This is a genomic window from Streptomyces sp. 4F14 (genome assembly GCF_048159485.1).
Taxonomy (GTDB): domain Bacteria; phylum Actinomycetota; class Actinomycetes; order Streptomycetales; family Streptomycetaceae; genus Streptomyces.
Genome location: NZ_JBLRVY010000008.1, coordinates 288025 through 303800, shown reverse-complemented (window position 1 = coordinate 303800; position 15776 = coordinate 288025). Strand labels below are relative to the sequence as shown.

Annotated in this window: 14 protein-coding genes and 1 pseudogene; 7 read left to right on the top strand and 8 right to left on the bottom strand. The window is 71.6% G+C overall.

Annotation, left to right across the window (positions count from 1 at the left end; translation table 11 throughout):
* Positions 1 to 183: 183 nt before the first annotated feature.
* Positions 184 to 963, top strand: coding sequence for a class I SAM-dependent methyltransferase (locus ACLZOT_RS16700; RefSeq protein ID WP_416969811.1), 780 nt, complete (start codon positions 184 to 186; stop codon positions 961 to 963).
* A gap of 95 nt (positions 964 to 1058) precedes the next feature.
* A pseudogene (locus tag ACLZOT_RS16695) lies at positions 1059 to 1246 on the top strand (hypothetical protein); the annotation flags it as partial.
* Positions 1247 to 1308: 62 nt separating this feature from the next.
* Here ACLZOT_RS16695 and ACLZOT_RS16690 read toward each other — a convergent pair.
* The 3 genes from ACLZOT_RS16690 to ACLZOT_RS16680 all read right to left on the bottom strand — a co-directional run bounded on the left by ACLZOT_RS16690 (position 1309) and on the right by ACLZOT_RS16680 (position 3471).
* A complete protein-coding gene (locus ACLZOT_RS16690; RefSeq protein ID WP_416969696.1) occupies positions 1309 to 1761 on the bottom strand; it encodes a hypothetical protein in 453 nt (150 codons plus the stop codon).
* A 647-nt stretch (positions 1762 to 2408) separates the two neighbouring features.
* Positions 2409 to 2927 carry a GNAT family N-acetyltransferase gene (locus ACLZOT_RS16685; protein WP_416969695.1) on the bottom strand — a complete coding sequence of 173 codons (519 nt, stop codon included), beginning with the start codon at positions 2925 to 2927 and terminating at the stop codon, positions 2409 to 2411.
* Positions 2928 to 3024: 97 nt separating this feature from the next.
* On the bottom strand, positions 3025 to 3471 hold the full coding sequence (locus tag ACLZOT_RS16680; protein ID WP_416969694.1) for a hypothetical protein: 447 nt from the start codon (positions 3469 to 3471) through the stop codon (positions 3025 to 3027).
* A gap of 446 nt (positions 3472 to 3917) precedes the next feature.
* Here ACLZOT_RS16680 and ACLZOT_RS16675 point away from each other — a divergent pair, with 446 nt between their 5' ends.
* Positions 3918 to 5177 carry a cytochrome P450 family protein gene (locus ACLZOT_RS16675; protein WP_416969693.1) on the top strand — a complete coding sequence of 420 codons (1260 nt, stop codon included), beginning with the start codon at positions 3918 to 3920 and terminating at the stop codon, positions 5175 to 5177.
* 10 nt (positions 5178 to 5187) lie between these two features.
* Here the strand turns inward: ACLZOT_RS16675 and ACLZOT_RS16670 are convergent, their stop codons facing one another.
* From ACLZOT_RS16670 to ACLZOT_RS16650, 5 genes are read right to left on the bottom strand one after another with little or no spacing between them, the layout of a single operon-like run.
* On the bottom strand, positions 5188 to 6789 hold the full coding sequence (locus ACLZOT_RS16670) for an FMN-binding glutamate synthase family protein (protein WP_416969692.1): 1602 nt from the start codon (positions 6787 to 6789) through the stop codon (positions 5188 to 5190).
* A 12-nt stretch (positions 6790 to 6801) separates the two neighbouring features.
* Complete coding sequence (locus tag ACLZOT_RS16665; protein WP_416969691.1) at positions 6802 to 8541, bottom strand: pyruvate dehydrogenase; 1740 nt, start codon at positions 8539 to 8541, stop codon at positions 6802 to 6804.
* Between the two features lie 53 nt (positions 8542 to 8594).
* Positions 8595 to 9278: a carboxymuconolactone decarboxylase family protein gene (locus ACLZOT_RS16660; protein WP_416969690.1), complete on the bottom strand. Its 684-nt coding sequence runs from the start codon at positions 9276 to 9278 to the stop codon at positions 8595 to 8597.
* Complete coding sequence (locus ACLZOT_RS16655; protein ID WP_416969689.1) at positions 9275 to 9982, bottom strand: SDR family NAD(P)-dependent oxidoreductase; 708 nt, start codon at positions 9980 to 9982, stop codon at positions 9275 to 9277. The genes ACLZOT_RS16660 and ACLZOT_RS16655 overlap by 4 nt, the downstream gene beginning before the upstream one ends.
* Entirely contained in the window at positions 9979 to 10785 is an 807-nt protein-coding gene (locus ACLZOT_RS16650) for a TauD/TfdA dioxygenase family protein (protein ID WP_416969688.1), read from the bottom strand. The genes ACLZOT_RS16655 and ACLZOT_RS16650 overlap by 4 nt, the downstream gene beginning before the upstream one ends.
* A 154-nt stretch (positions 10786 to 10939) precedes the next feature.
* Between ACLZOT_RS16650 and ACLZOT_RS16645 the strand changes: the two genes are divergently transcribed.
* The 4 genes from ACLZOT_RS16645 to ACLZOT_RS16630 are packed head-to-tail and all read left to right on the top strand — an operon-like array spanning position 10940 to position 15774.
* Positions 10940 to 11674 (top strand): SDR family oxidoreductase, encoded by a 735-nt coding sequence (locus ACLZOT_RS16645; protein WP_416969687.1) that lies wholly within the window; start codon positions 10940 to 10942, stop codon positions 11672 to 11674.
* Positions 11671 to 13170, top strand: a complete 1500-nt coding sequence (locus ACLZOT_RS16640; protein WP_416969686.1) for an aldehyde dehydrogenase family protein — start codon at positions 11671 to 11673, stop codon at positions 13168 to 13170. The genes ACLZOT_RS16645 and ACLZOT_RS16640 overlap by 4 nt, the downstream gene beginning before the upstream one ends.
* Positions 13167 to 14372, top strand: a complete 1206-nt coding sequence (locus tag ACLZOT_RS16635) for a CaiB/BaiF CoA transferase family protein (RefSeq protein ID WP_416969685.1) — start codon at positions 13167 to 13169, stop codon at positions 14370 to 14372. Before ACLZOT_RS16640 ends, ACLZOT_RS16635 begins: the two co-directional genes overlap by 4 nt.
* Positions 14373 to 14400: 28 nt before the next feature.
* Positions 14401 to 15774 carry an ABC transporter substrate-binding protein gene (locus ACLZOT_RS16630; RefSeq protein ID WP_416969684.1) on the top strand — a complete coding sequence of 458 codons (1374 nt, stop codon included), beginning with the start codon at positions 14401 to 14403 and terminating at the stop codon, positions 15772 to 15774.
* The last annotated feature ends 2 nt before the right edge of the window (positions 15775 to 15776 follow it).

Sequence of the window (15776 nt, the reverse complement as noted above, 5' to 3'; positions counted from 1 at the left end):
GCGGCGGCGTGCGACATGACGGGATGTGCGGCCGGCGGGTCCGATCGCGGCGGCGCTCAAGCTGTTCCACCCCGGCCGGCCGGGATTCCTCTCGAAGCCGTGGGTTCCCGGCGACGGGCCGTCCGCGTGGCTAGTCTCTGCCGCGTGAACGCAGACGACGCGAACCGGCGGTGGACACGGTCCATGCCCGATGCCTACGAACGTCACCTGGTGCCGGTCTTCTTCCGGCCCTTCGCCGAGGACCTGGCCGCGCGGGCGGCGGCGCTGCACCCCGGCAGGATCCTGGAACTCGCGGCCGGGACAGGGGCGTTGACCTCGGCGCTGCTCGCCGCGCTGCCCGGGGCCTCGGTGGTGGCGACCGACCTCAACGAGGCCATGGTCAGCGCCGGGTCACTGCGGGAGCCGCGGGCCGTGTGGCGGCAGGCGGACGCCCAGCAACTGCCCTTCAGCGACGAGGAGTTCGACCTCGTCGTATGCCAGTTCGGGGTGATGTTCTTCCCCGACCGGCCCGCCGCCTACGCCGAGGCGCGCAGGGTCCTGGCACCGGGTGGACGGTTCCTGTTCAACAGCTGGGGCCCACTGGCCTCGCACGGCTTCGGGTCCGCCTTCCAGACCGCCCTGGCGGAGTCGATGCCGGACGACACACCCTCGTTCCTCCCCGACGTGCCCCACGGCTACACGGATCCGGCCACCGTCACCGCGGACCTGACAGCCGCGGGCCTGTTCCTGGCCGACGCCGAGGAGGTCACACTGAACGGCGTCGCGGAGTCGGCCGCATCCATCGCCACCGGCCTCCTCACCGGCACACCGGTGCACGCCGCCGTGGGGGCCCGTGAAGACGCGGAGACCATCCGGGCCGCCGTCATCCGGGGCATGACGGAACGCCTGGGCGTGGGGCCGGTTACGGCGCCGATGACCGCGATGGTCTATACGGCGCGCGGGGAGGGGGAGGAGGGGGCCTGACGGGTCCCGAGTGCACCCGGGCGGCCCTGCCGGATCGGGGCGGGCGGCGCGACGCCGGCGGGGGCGAGCGGACCGGAGAGGCGCCCGTGCTCGCGGCCGTCACGCTCCGCCGCGCCGCCAACGCCCGGCTGGAGACCGGCGTTTGGGGCGAGCACGGCGGCGACTCCGCGTCCGACCGCTTCTTCCACCGGGCCGGACCGGACTACGTCTCCTGTTCCCCGTCGCCCGCCTCGAAGCGGGGCGCGCGGCGCTGGAGGGGGGTGGGGTGAGCGACAGCAGGTGATGCCGTGGTCGCGGCGTCGAGTGGCCCGGCCTCGCCGAGAGCCGATGAGGCCGGGCCGGTGCTCAGTGGTTGGTGCCGGTAGCCCAGATCGCCTGGCTGCCGTCGTAGATGACCACGTTGCCGTCGTCCTGGACGACCAGCCGGGAGCCGGGGTGGCCCGCCGTGTTGGACGCCCACACGGCCCTGTTGGAGGCCGTGTAGACGACGAAGTTGCCGTCGGTCTGGAAGCGGGCCGTCCAGCCCTGGTTGACGGTGTTCGAGGCCCAGCGGGCGCGGTTGAACTCGTCGTACACGACGAGGTTGCCGTCGGACTGCATGATCAGCCGGGCGGTGTTGGAGGAGACCGACTGGTTGTGGTTGAGGGTGAAGGGCGCGTAGCGGGTCTGGTTGGCGCGCAGCGCTTTCTCCGCCGTTGCGCCGGCGCCGGCCGTCGAGGGGGCCGCGCCGGCCTCGCCGATGAGCGGCAGGGTGGCGAGGGCGGCTGTTGCGAGAAGTGCGATGACTTTCCGTCTCACGAGCGAACTCCCTGAGTCAGATGGTGCATCTTGCAGTTCCCTGGCCCTGAACTCTGACAGCACGGCTGCGCCGGTCGCGGGGCTTTCCTGTGCCATGACCGGTTTGTGTCCGCCGTTGACTTGAAGAGGCGGAGGGACGGAGCGGCCCGGGTACACCCGGCATCCCCCGGTCCGGACTGACACTGCGGGCGTGAGGCGTCCTGGAGCAGTGTCGCGGACCGCTGGACGAAGTGCTCGACGGCCGGCGCGTCACCACGGACCGGCTGGTGGACCGCGTGGATCCGCGGTAGCTGGAGCCGGCAGTGTGCCGGACCTGGTGCCGGCGTCCGTCGAGAAGGACCACGGCGGCGGTGCCCGCACCTCCGGCGACCGGGCCCAGAGCATGACCTCGGGCGGCCCTGCGAGCCGGCGGTGCAACGGCTCGCGGGACTGCCCGGATCCCCGTACCTCCAGCCCTTCGACGACGCCCGGCGCACCATGCACTCCCCCTCGACACCGCCTGACCCGTAGGACGGCGAAGAGGCGAACACGAGGCCGTCCCCGTTACGTTCGCCGGGAGCGGCGCCGGCCGGCCTCCGGAGTCGGTCGGTTCGGCGGAGGGAGCGGATGGGGTCGGGCCGCCACCCGAACGCGCTCTTCCGGCGGGCTCAGTGCGCGTCCGCGCCGCCCGGTGGGGGCGTCAGTTCCGCGAGTACGTCGGCGCTGTCCCGGCTCGTCGTCAGCGTCGCGCCGTTGCGGCGCAGTGCGCCGAGGGCCGCCGCGTTGTGCGCCATCGTGTCCGCGACGACGCTCCGCGCACCGGCTCTCGCCGCCTCGTCGAGGAGGATCCGCAGCGCGGCGGTGCCGATGCCGCGCCCTCGCTGTGAACGGCCGAGCCACATGCCGGTTTCGAGGGCGTCGAGGCTGTCGCGCGCGGCCAGCCGGGCCGACCCCACGACCTCCCCGTCGTGGACGACCACGAACGTGCACTCGCGAAGCGGACCCGCGAGCCCGGGAAACCGGGCCCGATGCCACTCCCGGAACGCCTCCCGGCGCTGCGCGGTCCAGCCGGGCGGCCCGTCCACGGGTGGCATGACCTCATCGGGCTCCGCGTCCCCGACGGCCACCGCGAGAAGCTCTGCGAGGGCTTCCTCGTCCATCCGCCGCACCGCCACCTGACCGACCACGCGGGTTCCTCTCCACTGAACGCTGGACACCGGTTGTCGATCCTCACGTCCTACGGGGCGCCACGCGAGGGGTTTTCGGCCGTGGCGGTTCGCGGGTCTACAGCCAGCCGCGACGGCGCAGGCGCCGTGCGACGGTCTCGTGGACCGTGCGGAGCGCGTCCAGGTGCTCCCGGCCCAGGCCCCAGTTGTGCCGGTCGATGAACGCGACGGGTCCGCGGAGCTTGATGACCCGGTCCTCCGGGGTGAAGTCGTCGTCCGCGTACGGGGCGTCGGGGCCGGGCGGGACAGGTCCGCTCAGCTCCCAGAACATGCCGTCGGCGACCTTGTTCATACGTCGGTCGTCGTCGTGGTAGGGGGCGTGGAAGTAAGCGGTGACGGGGTGCAGGCCACGCAGGAACCCGTGGCCGGTCTCGCCCTCGGACCGGTCGCCGAGCTGGGCCCGGATGTCGTGGTACGGCTCGTCGCCGACGGTGAGTTCGCCGTCCGGGGTGACCAGGGCGTACCACATGGGCCGGCGGGCGGAGGGGTCGGTGTGGACGTGCACCAGGTTCTTCCTCGGTGCGTCCGGCGCCGGCGAGGAGGCCGGCGAGGCGGGGTGCGGCGTACGAGGTGGTTCCCTCGGGATGGGAGCGGGCCTGCGTGATCGCTGCGTCGACGCCGTCGCGGGCGGCGAGCAGCGGCAGCCGTATCCAGTACAGGTCCCAGCCCTCCTCGCCCCCGCGAGCGGCGGCGAGGGCGTCGAGGTGCGCCAGTTCGTCCGCGGGGCGGCCCTGGTCGAGGTACAGGCCGGACAGGACATGGAGGATCCAGTCGTCTCCGCTGCGGGTGTCGGCCTGGGCCCGCATCACCTCGACCGCCTCGGTCTCCCGGCCGTGCTCCGGGACGTACCCCACGCGGTCGAGGCGCGGGGCGAGGCGTGGTTCCCCCGGAGCCTGTCGGCCGAGGACACTACCGGTCCGCCCCCGTGTCCCGCCCGTGAGGAGAGGCCCCATGACGGTCACGTCCCTCCATCAGCATCCCCGCCCGATCCCCGTCGATCCCCGGGGCGCTGATCTGCCCGCCCAGGCCGCCCGGCTCCGCGCAGCCGGTGACGTGGTCGCCGTGGAGCTGCTCGGCGGCGTACGCGCCTGGATGCCCACCACGCAGCGGGTGATGGAACCGCTGCTGACGGATCCGCGGGTCAGTCGGGACGCGCGTCGGCATTGGGACGCCTGGGGGAACGGCTGGCTGGCCGGGCATCCGGAGGCGCACTGGATGTACGGGCTGATCAGCGACAGCATGTTGTCCTCCTACGGGCCCGAGCACACCCGGCTGCGGAAACTCGTCGCGCCCGCGTTCACCGGCCGCCGTATCAAGGCGCTCCAGCCGGCCTTCGACCGTATCGCCGCCGGCCTCCTCGACCCGCTGGCCCGGGTGGCGCCCGGTGAGGTCACGGATCTGCGGGCCGTGTTCGCCGATCCGCTGCCGTTGCGGGTGATCTGCGAGATGTTCGACGTACGCGGCGAGGGCGCCGTCGCGGTGAAGGAGTTCGCCACGATCCTGCTCAACGACCCGGCTGCGCTGGGGAGTTCGGATGCGCCGGAGGTCTGCCGGGCCGCCTTCGCGGAGGTCCTCGCGGACAAGCGGGTCCACCCCGGCGACGATCTGACGACCGCGCTCGTCCAGGCGCAGGACGGCGACGACACGCTCACCGACACCGAGATCGTCGACACGATGGTCCTCGTCCTCGGCGCGGGACTGGAGACGACCGTCCATCTGATCGGCAACGCGATCGTGGCGCTGCTCCAGCACCCCGAGCAGCTCGCCGAGGTCCGGGCGGGCCGGGTGCCGTGGGAGGCCGTCGTCGAGGAGACCCTGCGGTTCGCCGCCGCCGCGCCGATGAGCCCGCTGCGGTTCGCGGTGGAGGACATCACCGTCGGGGACGTCCGGATCCGCGCCGGCGAGGCGATCATCGCCGCGTTCGGGCTCTACGGCTGGGACCCGGCCCGGCACGGCGAGGACGCCGGCCGCTTCGACATCGGCCGCCCCGCACCCGCCCGGCACCTCGCCTTCGGCCACGGCGTCCACCACTGCCTGGGCGCACCCCTGGCCCGCGCCGAGGCCCTCACCGCGCTCCCGGCGCTCTTCGAACGCTTCCCCCGCGTGTCCCTCGCCGGGAGCGGCTCACCGGACCGGGTGCCGTCGTTCCTGATCCACGGGTTCCGGGAGATCGAGGTCGTACTCGACCACGGGGAGCCGGACCGCCAATGACGTCGGACACTCACACCGAGAACCGATCCGGATCCGCCGCGGCCCAGTCCTCCGCCCACGACCCCGGCGGCTCCGCGAGCAACTGCCCCTCGCCCAGCCACTCGTACAGCTCCGCGTAGCTGAGCACCTCGGTGGGGGTGACGCGGCGGCGGAGCATGCCGGGGTGGAGCTGGGAGGGGTGGTCGACGCCCATGGAGGCCATGATCTGGAGGGCGGCGGCCACGGTGGAGGTCTGGTAGCGGTGGACGCGGTCCGTCTTGTCGGCGATGTTCAGGGCGCGCACCCGGCGGGGGTCCTGGGTGGCGACGCCGACGGGGCAGGTGTTGGTGTTGCACTGCTGCGCCTGGATGCAGCCGACGGCGAACATCATCGCGCGGGCCGCGTTCGTGTAATCGGCGCCCTGGGCAAGGCGTTTGACGATGTCGGAGGCGGTCGCGACCTTGCCGCTCGCGCCGATCCTGATCCGGTCGCGCAGCCCGGTGCCGACGAGGGCGTTGTGGACGGTGATGAGGCCCTCGGTGAGCGGGGTGCCGAGGTTGTCGGCGAACTCCAGGGGCGCCGCGCCGGTACCGCCCTCCGCGCCGTCGACGACGATGAAGTCGGGGGTGACGCCTTCCGCGAGCATGGCCTTGCACACCGCGAGGACCTGTCGGCGCGAGCCGACGCACAGTTTGAACCCGGTGGGCTTGCCGCCCGCCGACTCCCGCATCCGGGCGATGAACTGAACGAGTTCGCGCGGGGTGGAGAACACCCGGTGGTACGGCGGCGAGATGACCGTACGCCCCTCGGGCACCTCACGGACACGCGCGATCTCCGCGGTGACCTTCGGCCCCGGCAGCACCCCGCCGATGCCGGGCTTCGCGCCCTGCGACAGCTTCAGGGACACGCACTTGACGTGCTCGTGCGCGGCCTTGTCGGCGAACTCGGCGGGGTCGAAGCCGCCGTCGGCGGTGCGGCAGCCGAAGTAGCCGGTGCCGATCTCCCAGATCAGGTCGCCGCCGGGCCGCAGATGGTAGTCGGAGAGCCCGCCCTCCCCGGTGTCGTGCGCGAAACCCCCGCGCGCCGCACCGGCGTTGAGGGCGAGCAGCGCGTTCGGGGACAGCGCGCCGAAGCTCATCGCGGACACGTTCAGCAACGCCATGTCGTACGGCTGCGTGCAGTCGGGGCCGCCGACCCGCACCCTCGGCGCCTCCTCGGCGACCGGGCGGGGCGCCATGGACGGGGTGAGGTACTCGCTGCCCGCCTCGTACAGGTCGAGTTCGGTGCCGAACGGCTCCTCCGCCTCGATGCCCTTGGCCCGCTGGTAGACGACGCTGCGCACGCTCCTCGGGTAGGGGCGGCCGTCGTAGTCCCGCTCGATGTAGTACTGCTGGAGTTCGGGGCGGATACGCTCCAGCAGGAACCGCATATGGCCCAGGAGCGGGTAGTTGCGCAGGATCGAGTGCCGGCGCTGCACCAGGTCGTGCACGGCGAGCGCGGACGCCGCGAGGAACACGGCGGCGCCGGTCCACCACCACGGCGAGTGCAGCACGGCGAGCAGCACCCCGGCGACCGCGCACAGGGAGACCAGGACCGCCGGGACGTACCGGGCGAGTCTGCCGATCGGGTTCATGGCGCACCTGCCTCACGGCCGGGGGATGTTGCGGATGTTGGCGCGGGCCAGGTCGAGCATCGTCCCCACGCCGCCCTCCAGGACCGTCCGTGTCGCGGCCAGCGCGAACCCCCGTACCTGCTCGGCGTCGATGTGCGAGGGGATGGACAGCGCGTCGGGGTCGGTGACGAGGTCGACGAGCCCCGGACCGGGAGCGGCCAGCGTCTCGGCGAGCGCCCTGCCCACGTCGGCGGGGTCCTCGACCCGTACGGAGGGAATGCCGATGCCGCGCGCGACGGCGGCGAAGTCCACGCGCGTGTGGTCCGTCCCGTACGACGGCATTCCCTCGACCATCATCTCCAGCTTGACCATGCCGAGCGCCGAGTTGTCGAACACCACCGTCTTGACGTTCAGATCGTGCTGCCGGACGGTGACCAGCTCCCCGAGGAGCATCGCGAGCCCGCCGTCCCCGGACAGCGACACCACCTGCCGGCCGGGCAGGGCGAACGCGGCGCCCACCGCGTGCGGGAGCGCGTTCGCCATCGTGCCGTGGTTGAAGGAGCCGACGAAGCGGCGCCGCCCGTTCGGGGTGAGGTAGCGCGCCGCCCACACGGTGTTCATGCCGGTGTCGAACGTGAACACCGCGTCGTCCGCCGCCGCCTCGTCCAGCAGCCGCGCCGCGTACTCCGGATGGATCGGCCGCAGGTGTTCCACGTCGTGCGTGTACGCGTCGACGACCTTCGTGAGCGCGCGCTCATGCGCGTGCAGCGTCTTGTGCAGGAAGCGCGCCGAGTCGTTCGCGCGCACCAGCGGCAGTACGGCGCGCAGGGTCGCGCGGACGTCGCCGTGGACGCCCAGCTCCAGCGGGGTACGCCGCCCCAGGCGGGTGGCGTCCCGGTCGATCTGGACGGTGTGCGCCTGCGGGAGGAACGTGTCGTACGGGAAGTCGGTGCCCAGCAGGAGCAACAGGTCCGCCTCGTGGACGGCCTCGTAGCAGGCGCCGTAGCCGAGCAGGCCCATCATGCCGACGTCGTACGGGTTGTCGTACTGGATCCACTCCTTGCCGCGCAGCGAGTGCCCGACCGGCGCCTTCAGCGTCCCGGCCAGCTCCAGCACCTCGGCGCGCGCGTCACGGGCGCCCAGGCCGCAGAACAGGACGGGCTTGCGGGCCGCGTTCAGGGCGTCCGCGAGGAGCTGGACGGTCCGCTCGTCCGGTACGACCGTGCCGGGGGCGATGTGCGGGGCGGCTGGGCCGGTCGGGTGAACGGTCGCGCGGCCCGCTACGTCGCCCGGCAGGACCAGGACGGAGACACCGGGCGAGCCCAGCGCGTGCCGGATCGCGATCCTGGCCAGGCGGGGCATCTGGTCGGCCTGCGAGACCAGCTCGCAGTACCCGGCGATGTCCGCGAACAGCTTCTCCGGGTGCGTCTCCTGGTGGTACTCCGTGCCGATCTGGCCGGTGGGGATGTGCGAGGCGATCGCCAGGACCGGTGCTCCGGTGCGCTTCGCGTCGTACAGGCCCTGGACGAGGTGGGTGTTGCCGGGGCCGCAGGACCCCGCGCACACCGCGAGCCGCCCGGTGAGCTGTGCCTCGGCGGACGCGGCGAACGCGGCGCCCTCCTCGTTGTGGACGTGGGTCCACTCGATGCCGTCGGTGCGGCGGATCGCGTCGACGAGGGGGTTGAGGCTGTCTCCCGCGACGCCGTAGACGCGCTCCACACCGGCCTGGAGGAGGACCTCGACGAACTGGTCGGCGAGGGTGTGACGGGCCATGGAGGCGTCCTCCGGTCTCCCCCCTCCGGGTCGGGTGTGTGGCGGGAGCCAACCTAGGGGTGAGCGGGGTTCGCCGCATCCGGGGTGGTGCCGGGGGCTGTGTCCGAGGGCGCGTCCGGGGTGGTGCCGGGGATGGTGACCGGGGCCGTGTGCGGGCTCGTGCCGGAGTTCGTGTGCGGGCCCGTGCCGGGTTTCGTGTGCGGGGTGGCTTTCGGGGCCGCCGGCATCCCCCCGTCGTCCATCCCCTCGTCCGGCTCCACCCCGAACGCGTTGTACACCATCGCCTGCATCGCGTACGCCCCGACCGTGAACACGAACTCCATGAGCTGGCGTTCGTCGAGGAGCGCCGCCAGTTCGGCGTACGTGGGGTCGGAGAGGGTCGAGGTGTCCTCCAGCTCGTCCACGGCGCGGGTGACGAGGGTCGGGTCGCCGCGCCGGACGCCCGCCAACTCCTCGTCGGTGACGCCGGCTCGGCGGGCCGAGAGGGCGTGGTGGGACCACTCGTACCGGCACCGGCGGCGCCAGGCGACGCGCAGGACGGCCAGTTCGCGGATCCGGGCGGGGAGCGTGCCGCGGTAGACGAGGGGCGTGCTGAAGCCGAGGAACGCCTTGGCCAGGCGCGGGTGGTTGAGGAGGAGGCCGAGGGCGTTGGACGGCGGGATCTTCCGGCCGCCGGTCAGCGGCCTGAGCACCTCCTCGTCCCATTCCTCGTACGGCACCGGAGGCAGCCGCGTCATGTGTTGCGGCCCCCGTTCACGCCGATGATCTGCCCGGTGATGTAGCCGGCCTCCTCGCGGACCAGGAACGAGCAGGTCGCCGCGATGTCCTCGGGGCGCCCGACACGGCGTACGGGGGTACGCGCGATGTGTTCCTCGACGGTGCCGCCGAGCCGCTCGCGGGCCTCCGCCGAGCGCAGCATCGGGGTGTCGACGAAGCCGGGCGGGACGGCGTTGACGGTGATGCCGCGCGGGCCCAGCTCCAGGGCGAGGGACTTGGTGAGGCCGTTGACCGCGGACTTCGCGGCGACGTAGTGCGCCATGAACGGCTGGCCCGAATGCGCGCTGGACGAGGAGATGTTGACGATCCGCCCCCAGCGTCCCTCCCACATGTCCGGCAGCGCGGACTGCACGCAGTGGAAGACCCCGTTGAGGTTGATGTCCAACACACGCTGCCAGTCGGCGAATCGCAGGCTCGCGAACCTGGAGTGCCCGTCCATCCCCGCCGCGTTGACGAGCACCGACACCGGCCCGAAGCGCTCCCGTACGGCGTCCATCGCCTTGTCGACCTGGGTGCGGTCGGTGACGTCCACGGCGTGGCCGTCGGGGGTGGGGGAGAGGTCGAACACGGCGACATTCAGGCCGTCCTGGGCGAGGCGCTCGGCGACGGCCTTGCCGATGCCGGAGGCGCCGCCGGTCACCACAGCCGTCCTGGTCGCGCTCACGCGAACGCCTCGTCCCCGACGATCGTCGTACGGTGCAGCAGGCGTTCGGAGTTCTCGTCGTACGGCAGCGCGCGGTGCAGGATCCCGGTGTTGTCCCAGACGACGAGGTCGCCGACGCTCCAGTCGTGGGCGTAGCGGAAGCGTTCCTGGGTGGTCCAGTCGAGGAGTTCAGCGAGGAGGTCGCGGCTGCTGCCGGCGGACATGCCGACGACGTGGTCGGCGGTGGCGCCGGTGACGAACGAGCGGCGTCCGTCGCGGCGTCGCCACACGAGGGACGTCTCCTGGCCCGGCTGGGTGCGCCAGGCGGCGAGCTGCTGTTCGGTGGGGTCGGGGACGACGAGGCGCTGGGCGGCCTCGAAGCTGTGCACGACACGGAGGTTCTCGTAGCGCGCGCGGTCCTTCTCGGGCAGGTTGTCGTACGCGGCGTACGTGTTGGAGAACTCGGTTCCCCCGCCGACGGCGGCGACGTGCCGCGCGGTCAGGGTGGTCGCCTTGACGGGGACGGTGTCGGTGGTGCCGTCGAGGTGCCAGAAGAAGGCGCCCCTCAGGTACTGGGCGGTCGCGTTCTTCTCCGGGTCCAGGGAGATGGGGAAGATCTCCCGGCCGCGCAGCTCGACGACCTTGCCCAGCTTGCGGCTGAACGCCAACTGCCCCGCGTCGTCGAGGTGGAGACCACGGACGAGCAGGACGCCGCGCCACTTGAGGGCCTCGGCGGCGCGCGCCACGAACGTGTCGTCGAGGGGGTCGGTGACACCCGTGAACTCCACCCCGAGCGCCGGGCTCAACGCCTTCGATTCGATCATGGAAACACCCCTTCTGTTCGTGAGAACCTTATTCTCAACGGGCTTGCCATCGGAAGGGCAAGAGCATCAGATTCTCTTGTCCGAATCCTTGATTCGCCTAAATGGAGAATGTAGTTTCCGGATCAGTCGAGCTCAGTGGAGCGAGGAGGCCGGGATGCGGTTCAAGGACAAGGTGGCGGTCGTCACCGGCGCCGGACAGGGCATCGGGGAGGGTTATGCGAAGGCGCTGGCCGCCGAGGGCGCGAAGGTGGTGGTCGCCGAGCTGAACGAGGACCAGGGGCAGCGGGTCGCGAAGGAGATCGGCGACGCCGCCCTCTTCGTCCCCGTCGACGTCGCCGACCCGGCCTCCGCGCAGGCCCTCGCCGACACGGTGATCGCCGAACTCGGGCGCGTGGACTGCCTGGTGAACAACGCGGCGATCTTCCACGGCATGCGCCGCGAGGGCATCGTCACCGTCGACTACGACTACCTCGACCGGTTCCTCAAGGTGAACCTGCTCGGCGCGCTGCACGTCACCCGCGCCGTCCTGCCGCACCTCAAGGAGGGCGCGGCGATCGTCAACCAGTCCTCCACCGCCGCCTGGACCGCGACCGGCTTCTACGGCCTCGCCAAGGCCGGCCTCAACCACCTCACCGTCGACCTCGCCGCCGAACTCGGCCCGCGCGGCATCCGCGTCAACGCGATAGCCCCCGGCCCCACCGACACCGAGGCCGCCCGCAGCATCATCCCCGAGGCCCACCGCACCGCGATGGTCCAGCAGTTCCCCCTCAAACGCATGGGCACCCCCGCCGACCAGGCGGGCGCGCTGCTTTTCCTGCTCTCCGAGGACGCGTCCTGGATCACCGGGCAGATCCTGTCGGTGGACGGCGGATCGGTGGTGCGGCTGTGACGGAGCCGATCATCAAGGCCGTGACGGACCCGAGCGTCAACGCTGTGCCGGGCTTGATCGTCAAGTCCCAGCTCATCGACGGCAAACTCCAGGCCGCCGAGACCTCCTTCGACTCCCGCAACCCCGCCACCGGCGCCCTCCTGGGCCACGCCCCCGAGGCGACCGTCGCCGACGCCGAGACCGCCGTGGCCGCCGCCCGCCGCGCCTTCGACACCACCGACTGGGCGACGAACACCGACCTCCGGGTGCGCTGCCTGCGCCAGTTGCACACCGCGCTCGACGAACACCGCGAGGAACTCCGCGAGTTGACGATCGCCGAGGTCGGCGCACCCCGCCAGCTCACCCACGGCCCCCAGCTCGACGAACCCATCGGCATCGTCACGTACTACGCCGACCTCCTCGAAACGTACGCGTTCACCGAGGACCTGGGCGAGATCGAGTCGCGCGGCCAGCGCCACCACCGCTGGGTGGAGAAGGAGGCCGCCGGGGTCGTCGCCGCGATCCTGCCGTACAACTTCCCCAACCAGCTCGCCCTCGCCAAGCTCGCCCCCGCGCTCGCGGCCGGCTGCACCGTCGTCCTCAAGGGCGCCCCGCAGACCCCGCTGACCACTCTCGCGCTCGGTGAACTCATCGCCGGGCACACGGACATACCGCCGGGCGTCGTCAACGTCCTCAGCTCCTCGAAGCCCGAGGTCGGCGCCGTCCTCACCACGCACCCGGACGTCGACGTCGTCACCTTCACCGGCGCGACCACCACCGGCCGCGCCATCATGGCCGCCGCGGCCGACAGCGTGAAACGCGTCTTCCTCGAACTCGGCGGCAAGTCCGCGATGATCGTGCTGGAGGACGCCGACTTCGTGAAGTCGGCCATGTTCGCCGCGTTCACGATCTGCTCCCACTCCGGACAGGGTTGTGCCCTCACCTCGCGCCTCCTGGTGCCCCGCCGACACCACGACCAGATCGTGCAGTTGGTGTCCGCCGGGCTCGACCGCGTCAAGGTCGGCGACCCCACCGACGCGAAGACCACCATGGGCCCCCTCATCAGCGAGCAGCAGCGCGACAAGGTCGACGCCATGGTGCACAGGGCCGTCGAGGCCGGCGCCACCCTCGTACGCGGCGGGCAGCGCATCGACCCCGGGCACTTCTACGAGCCGACGCTCCTCGCGAACGTCGACCCCGACAGCGAGATCGCCCAGGAGGAGGTGTTCGGACCCGTCCTCGCCGTCATCCCCTTCGACGACGAGGAGGACGCCGTCCGCATCGCGAACAACTCGAAGTACGGGCTGTCGGGGGCCGTGCACAGCGCCGACGAGGAGCGGGCCATCCGCATCGCGCGCCGCATCCGCACCGGGACGTTCTCCATCAACGGCGGCAACTACTTCGCCCCCGACGTGCCGTTCGGGGGCTACAAGCAGTCCGGGGTGGGGCGCGAGAGCGGGCGCAGCGGGTTCGAGGAGTTCCTGGAGGAGAAGTCGTTCGCGCGGGTGGTGTCGTGAAACCGCTGGAGGGCATCCGCGTCCTCGAAGTCGCCATGTACGGCTTCGTCCCGTCGGCCGGCGCCGTGCTCGCCGACTGGGGCGCGGACGTCGTCAAGGTCGAGCACGCGGTCACCGGCGACCCACAGCGCGGACTGCGCCGTACGGGCACGTTCGTCGTGGAGGGCGACCCGAACCCGAACGTCGCCCACGCCAACCGGGGGAAACGCTCCATCGGGTTGGACATGTCGACCCCCGAAGGGCAGGAAGTATTAAGGGAGTTGACGAAGTCCGCGGACGTCTTCCTCACCAGCTTCCTGCCCGGCGCCCGCGCCCGTCTGAAGATCGACGTGGCCGACATCAAGGCGGTCAACCCCGACATCGTGTACGCCCGGGGCACCGCGCTCGGCCCGCGCGGACCCGAATCCGACCGCGGCGGCTACGACATGACCGCCTTCTGGTGCCGGGCGGGCACCGCCGCGAGCATCACCCCGCGCGGCACCGAGGGCATGGTCCCCCCGCCGGGACCGGCCTACGGCGACACGATCTCCGGCACCAACCTCGCCGGAGGCATCGCCGCCGCGCTCCTGCGGCGTGAACGCACCGGAGAAGCCCCGGTGGTCGATGTGTCGTTGCTGGGCAGCGGCCTGTGGTCGCTCGGCCACTCCATCGGGCTCTCCCTCCACCTCGACCGCGCCTGGGAGGGCACCAAGCCGGGTGCGCACGCCTCGCCCGCCAACCCGCTCACCGGGCTCTACCGCACCTCCGACGACCGCTACCTGTCCTTCGTCATGCTCCAGCCCGCCAAGTTCTGGGCCACCGTGTGCCGTTGCCTGGGCCGGCCCGACCTCGCGGACGACCCCCGGTTCGCGAGCGCCGAGTCGATCGCCGAGCACACCGCCGACGCGGTGAAGGAACTGCGCGCGACCATCGCCACCCGCACGCTCGCCGAGTGGTCGACGGATCTCGCCGCACTGGACGGGCCGTGGGCACCGGTCCAGGACACCTTGCAGGCCGCCGCCGACGCGCAGGTGCGCGCCAACGGCTACATCGGACAGGCCGGCGACCTCGAACTCGTCTCCAGCCCCGTCCAGTTCGACGTCGAGGACACCACGCTCGGCGCGGCACCGGAGTTCGCCGCGCAGACCGAGGAGATCCTCACCGGCCTCGGCTACGACTGGGACCGCATCCTCGCCCTGAAGGCGAGCGGCGCGATCACCTGAACACCCTTTTTTGGCCCAGGAGGCCATCATGCGCAGGCTGTTGATCGGCACGCTCACCGCCCTCGCGGTGGTTCTGGCCGGCTGCTCCACCAGATCCGACGACGACACCCCCTCGGACTCGGCGCCCAAACCCTCGCCGACCGCCGTGAGTTCGGCCGACTTCGGCACCCTCAAGAACGTCTGCGGCCCCGGTACACCCGGCGCGGCAGGCGCCCAGGGAGTCACCGACAAGAAGATCCAAGTAGGCGTCCTGTCCGACGTCGGCTTCACCAAGAAGTCCGAATTCACCGACGCCGCCAAGGTGTTCACCGAGTGGTGCAACGCGGCCGGCGGCATCAACGGCCGCACGATCGACCCCGTCACCCGCGACACCCGCCTCACCGAGGTCCGCCAACGCGTCCTGGAAGCCTGCAAGTCGGACTTCGCGCTCGTCGGCGGCGGCGCCGCGCTCGACAGCCTCGGCGTGCAGGACCGCCTCAAGTGCCTGCTGCCCAGCTTCCCCGGCCAGTCCAGCCAGATCGGCGCCATCGGCTCCGACCTCCAGCTCATCGCCTCCGGACCGACCGCCGGATACTTCCAGTACGCCGGGTACTACACCTGGCTCCTGAAGGAGAAGTACCCCGACTCCGCGCAGCAGGTCGGCATCATCTCCGGCGACTCGCCCGTCACCAAGGTCATGACCGGCCAGTTCAAGGAAGCCGTCGCCGGCCTCGGCGGCAAGGTCTCCTACAGCGACCTCTACCCCGCGACCGGCGTCGCCGACTGGACCCCGTACGCCCAGGCCATCAAGAAGGACGGCGTCAAGGGCCTCGTCTTCCTGGACGACTTCGCGAGCCTCGCCAAGCTGGAGCAGGCCCTCACCAACATCGGGTACGTCCCCGACTGGATCGACGCCAACTCCAACGCGTACGGCCCCGCCTTCGCCCAACTCGCCGGAACCGCCCTGGCGAAGCAGCACAACTACGCCGAACTCTTCGGCACCGCACCCCTGGAGAGCGCCGCCACCAACCCGGCCACCCAGCAGGTCCTGGACCTGTTCGAGAAGTACGCGCCCGGGAAGCAGGTCACCTACCCCGTCCTGCGGGCCTTCTCCGCCTGGCTGCTGTTCGCGACCTCCGCCCGCGACTGCACGACCCTCACCCGCAAGTGCGTCTACGACAACGCGCTGAAGCAGACCGACTGGACGGCCGGCGGCCTCCAGGCACCCTTCGACCTCTCCTCGAAGACACCCCCCAAGTGCTACTCGGTCGTCGAGGCCACCACCAACGGCTGGAAGCCCGCCGACTTCAAGCCGAACCAGGGCCTCTACCGCTGCGACGACGCCGTCTACCAGTACAAGACGGACTACGGCCGGCCGGCCACCCTCGCCTCGGTCGGCAAGTCCCTGTCCGACCTCACCTGAAC

Bases quoted from the DNA above. Each gene is read 5' to 3' on its own strand.
- ACLZOT_RS16700 (WP_416969811.1), top strand. From the start codon at position 184: ATGCCCGATGCCTACGAACGTCACCTGGTGCCGGTCTTCTTCCGGCCC.
- ACLZOT_RS16675 (WP_416969693.1), top strand. From the start codon at position 3,918: ATGACGGTCACGTCCCTCCATCAGCATCCCCGCCCGATCCCCGTCGAT.
- ACLZOT_RS16670 (WP_416969692.1), bottom strand. From the start codon at position 6,789: ATGAACCCGATCGGCAGACTCGCCCGGTACGTCCCGGCGGTCCTGGTC.
- ACLZOT_RS16665 (WP_416969691.1), bottom strand. From the start codon at position 8,541: ATGGCCCGTCACACCCTCGCCGACCAGTTCGTCGAGGTCCTCCTCCAG.
- ACLZOT_RS16660 (WP_416969690.1), bottom strand. From the start codon at position 9,278: ATGACGCGGCTGCCTCCGGTGCCGTACGAGGAATGGGACGAGGAGGTG.
- ACLZOT_RS16650 (WP_416969688.1), bottom strand. From the start codon at position 10,785: ATGATCGAATCGAAGGCGTTGAGCCCGGCGCTCGGGGTGGAGTTCACG.
- ACLZOT_RS16645 (WP_416969687.1), top strand. From the start codon at position 10,940: ATGCGGTTCAAGGACAAGGTGGCGGTCGTCACCGGCGCCGGACAGGGC.
- ACLZOT_RS16630 (WP_416969684.1), top strand. From the start codon at position 14,401: ATGCGCAGGCTGTTGATCGGCACGCTCACCGCCCTCGCGGTGGTTCTG.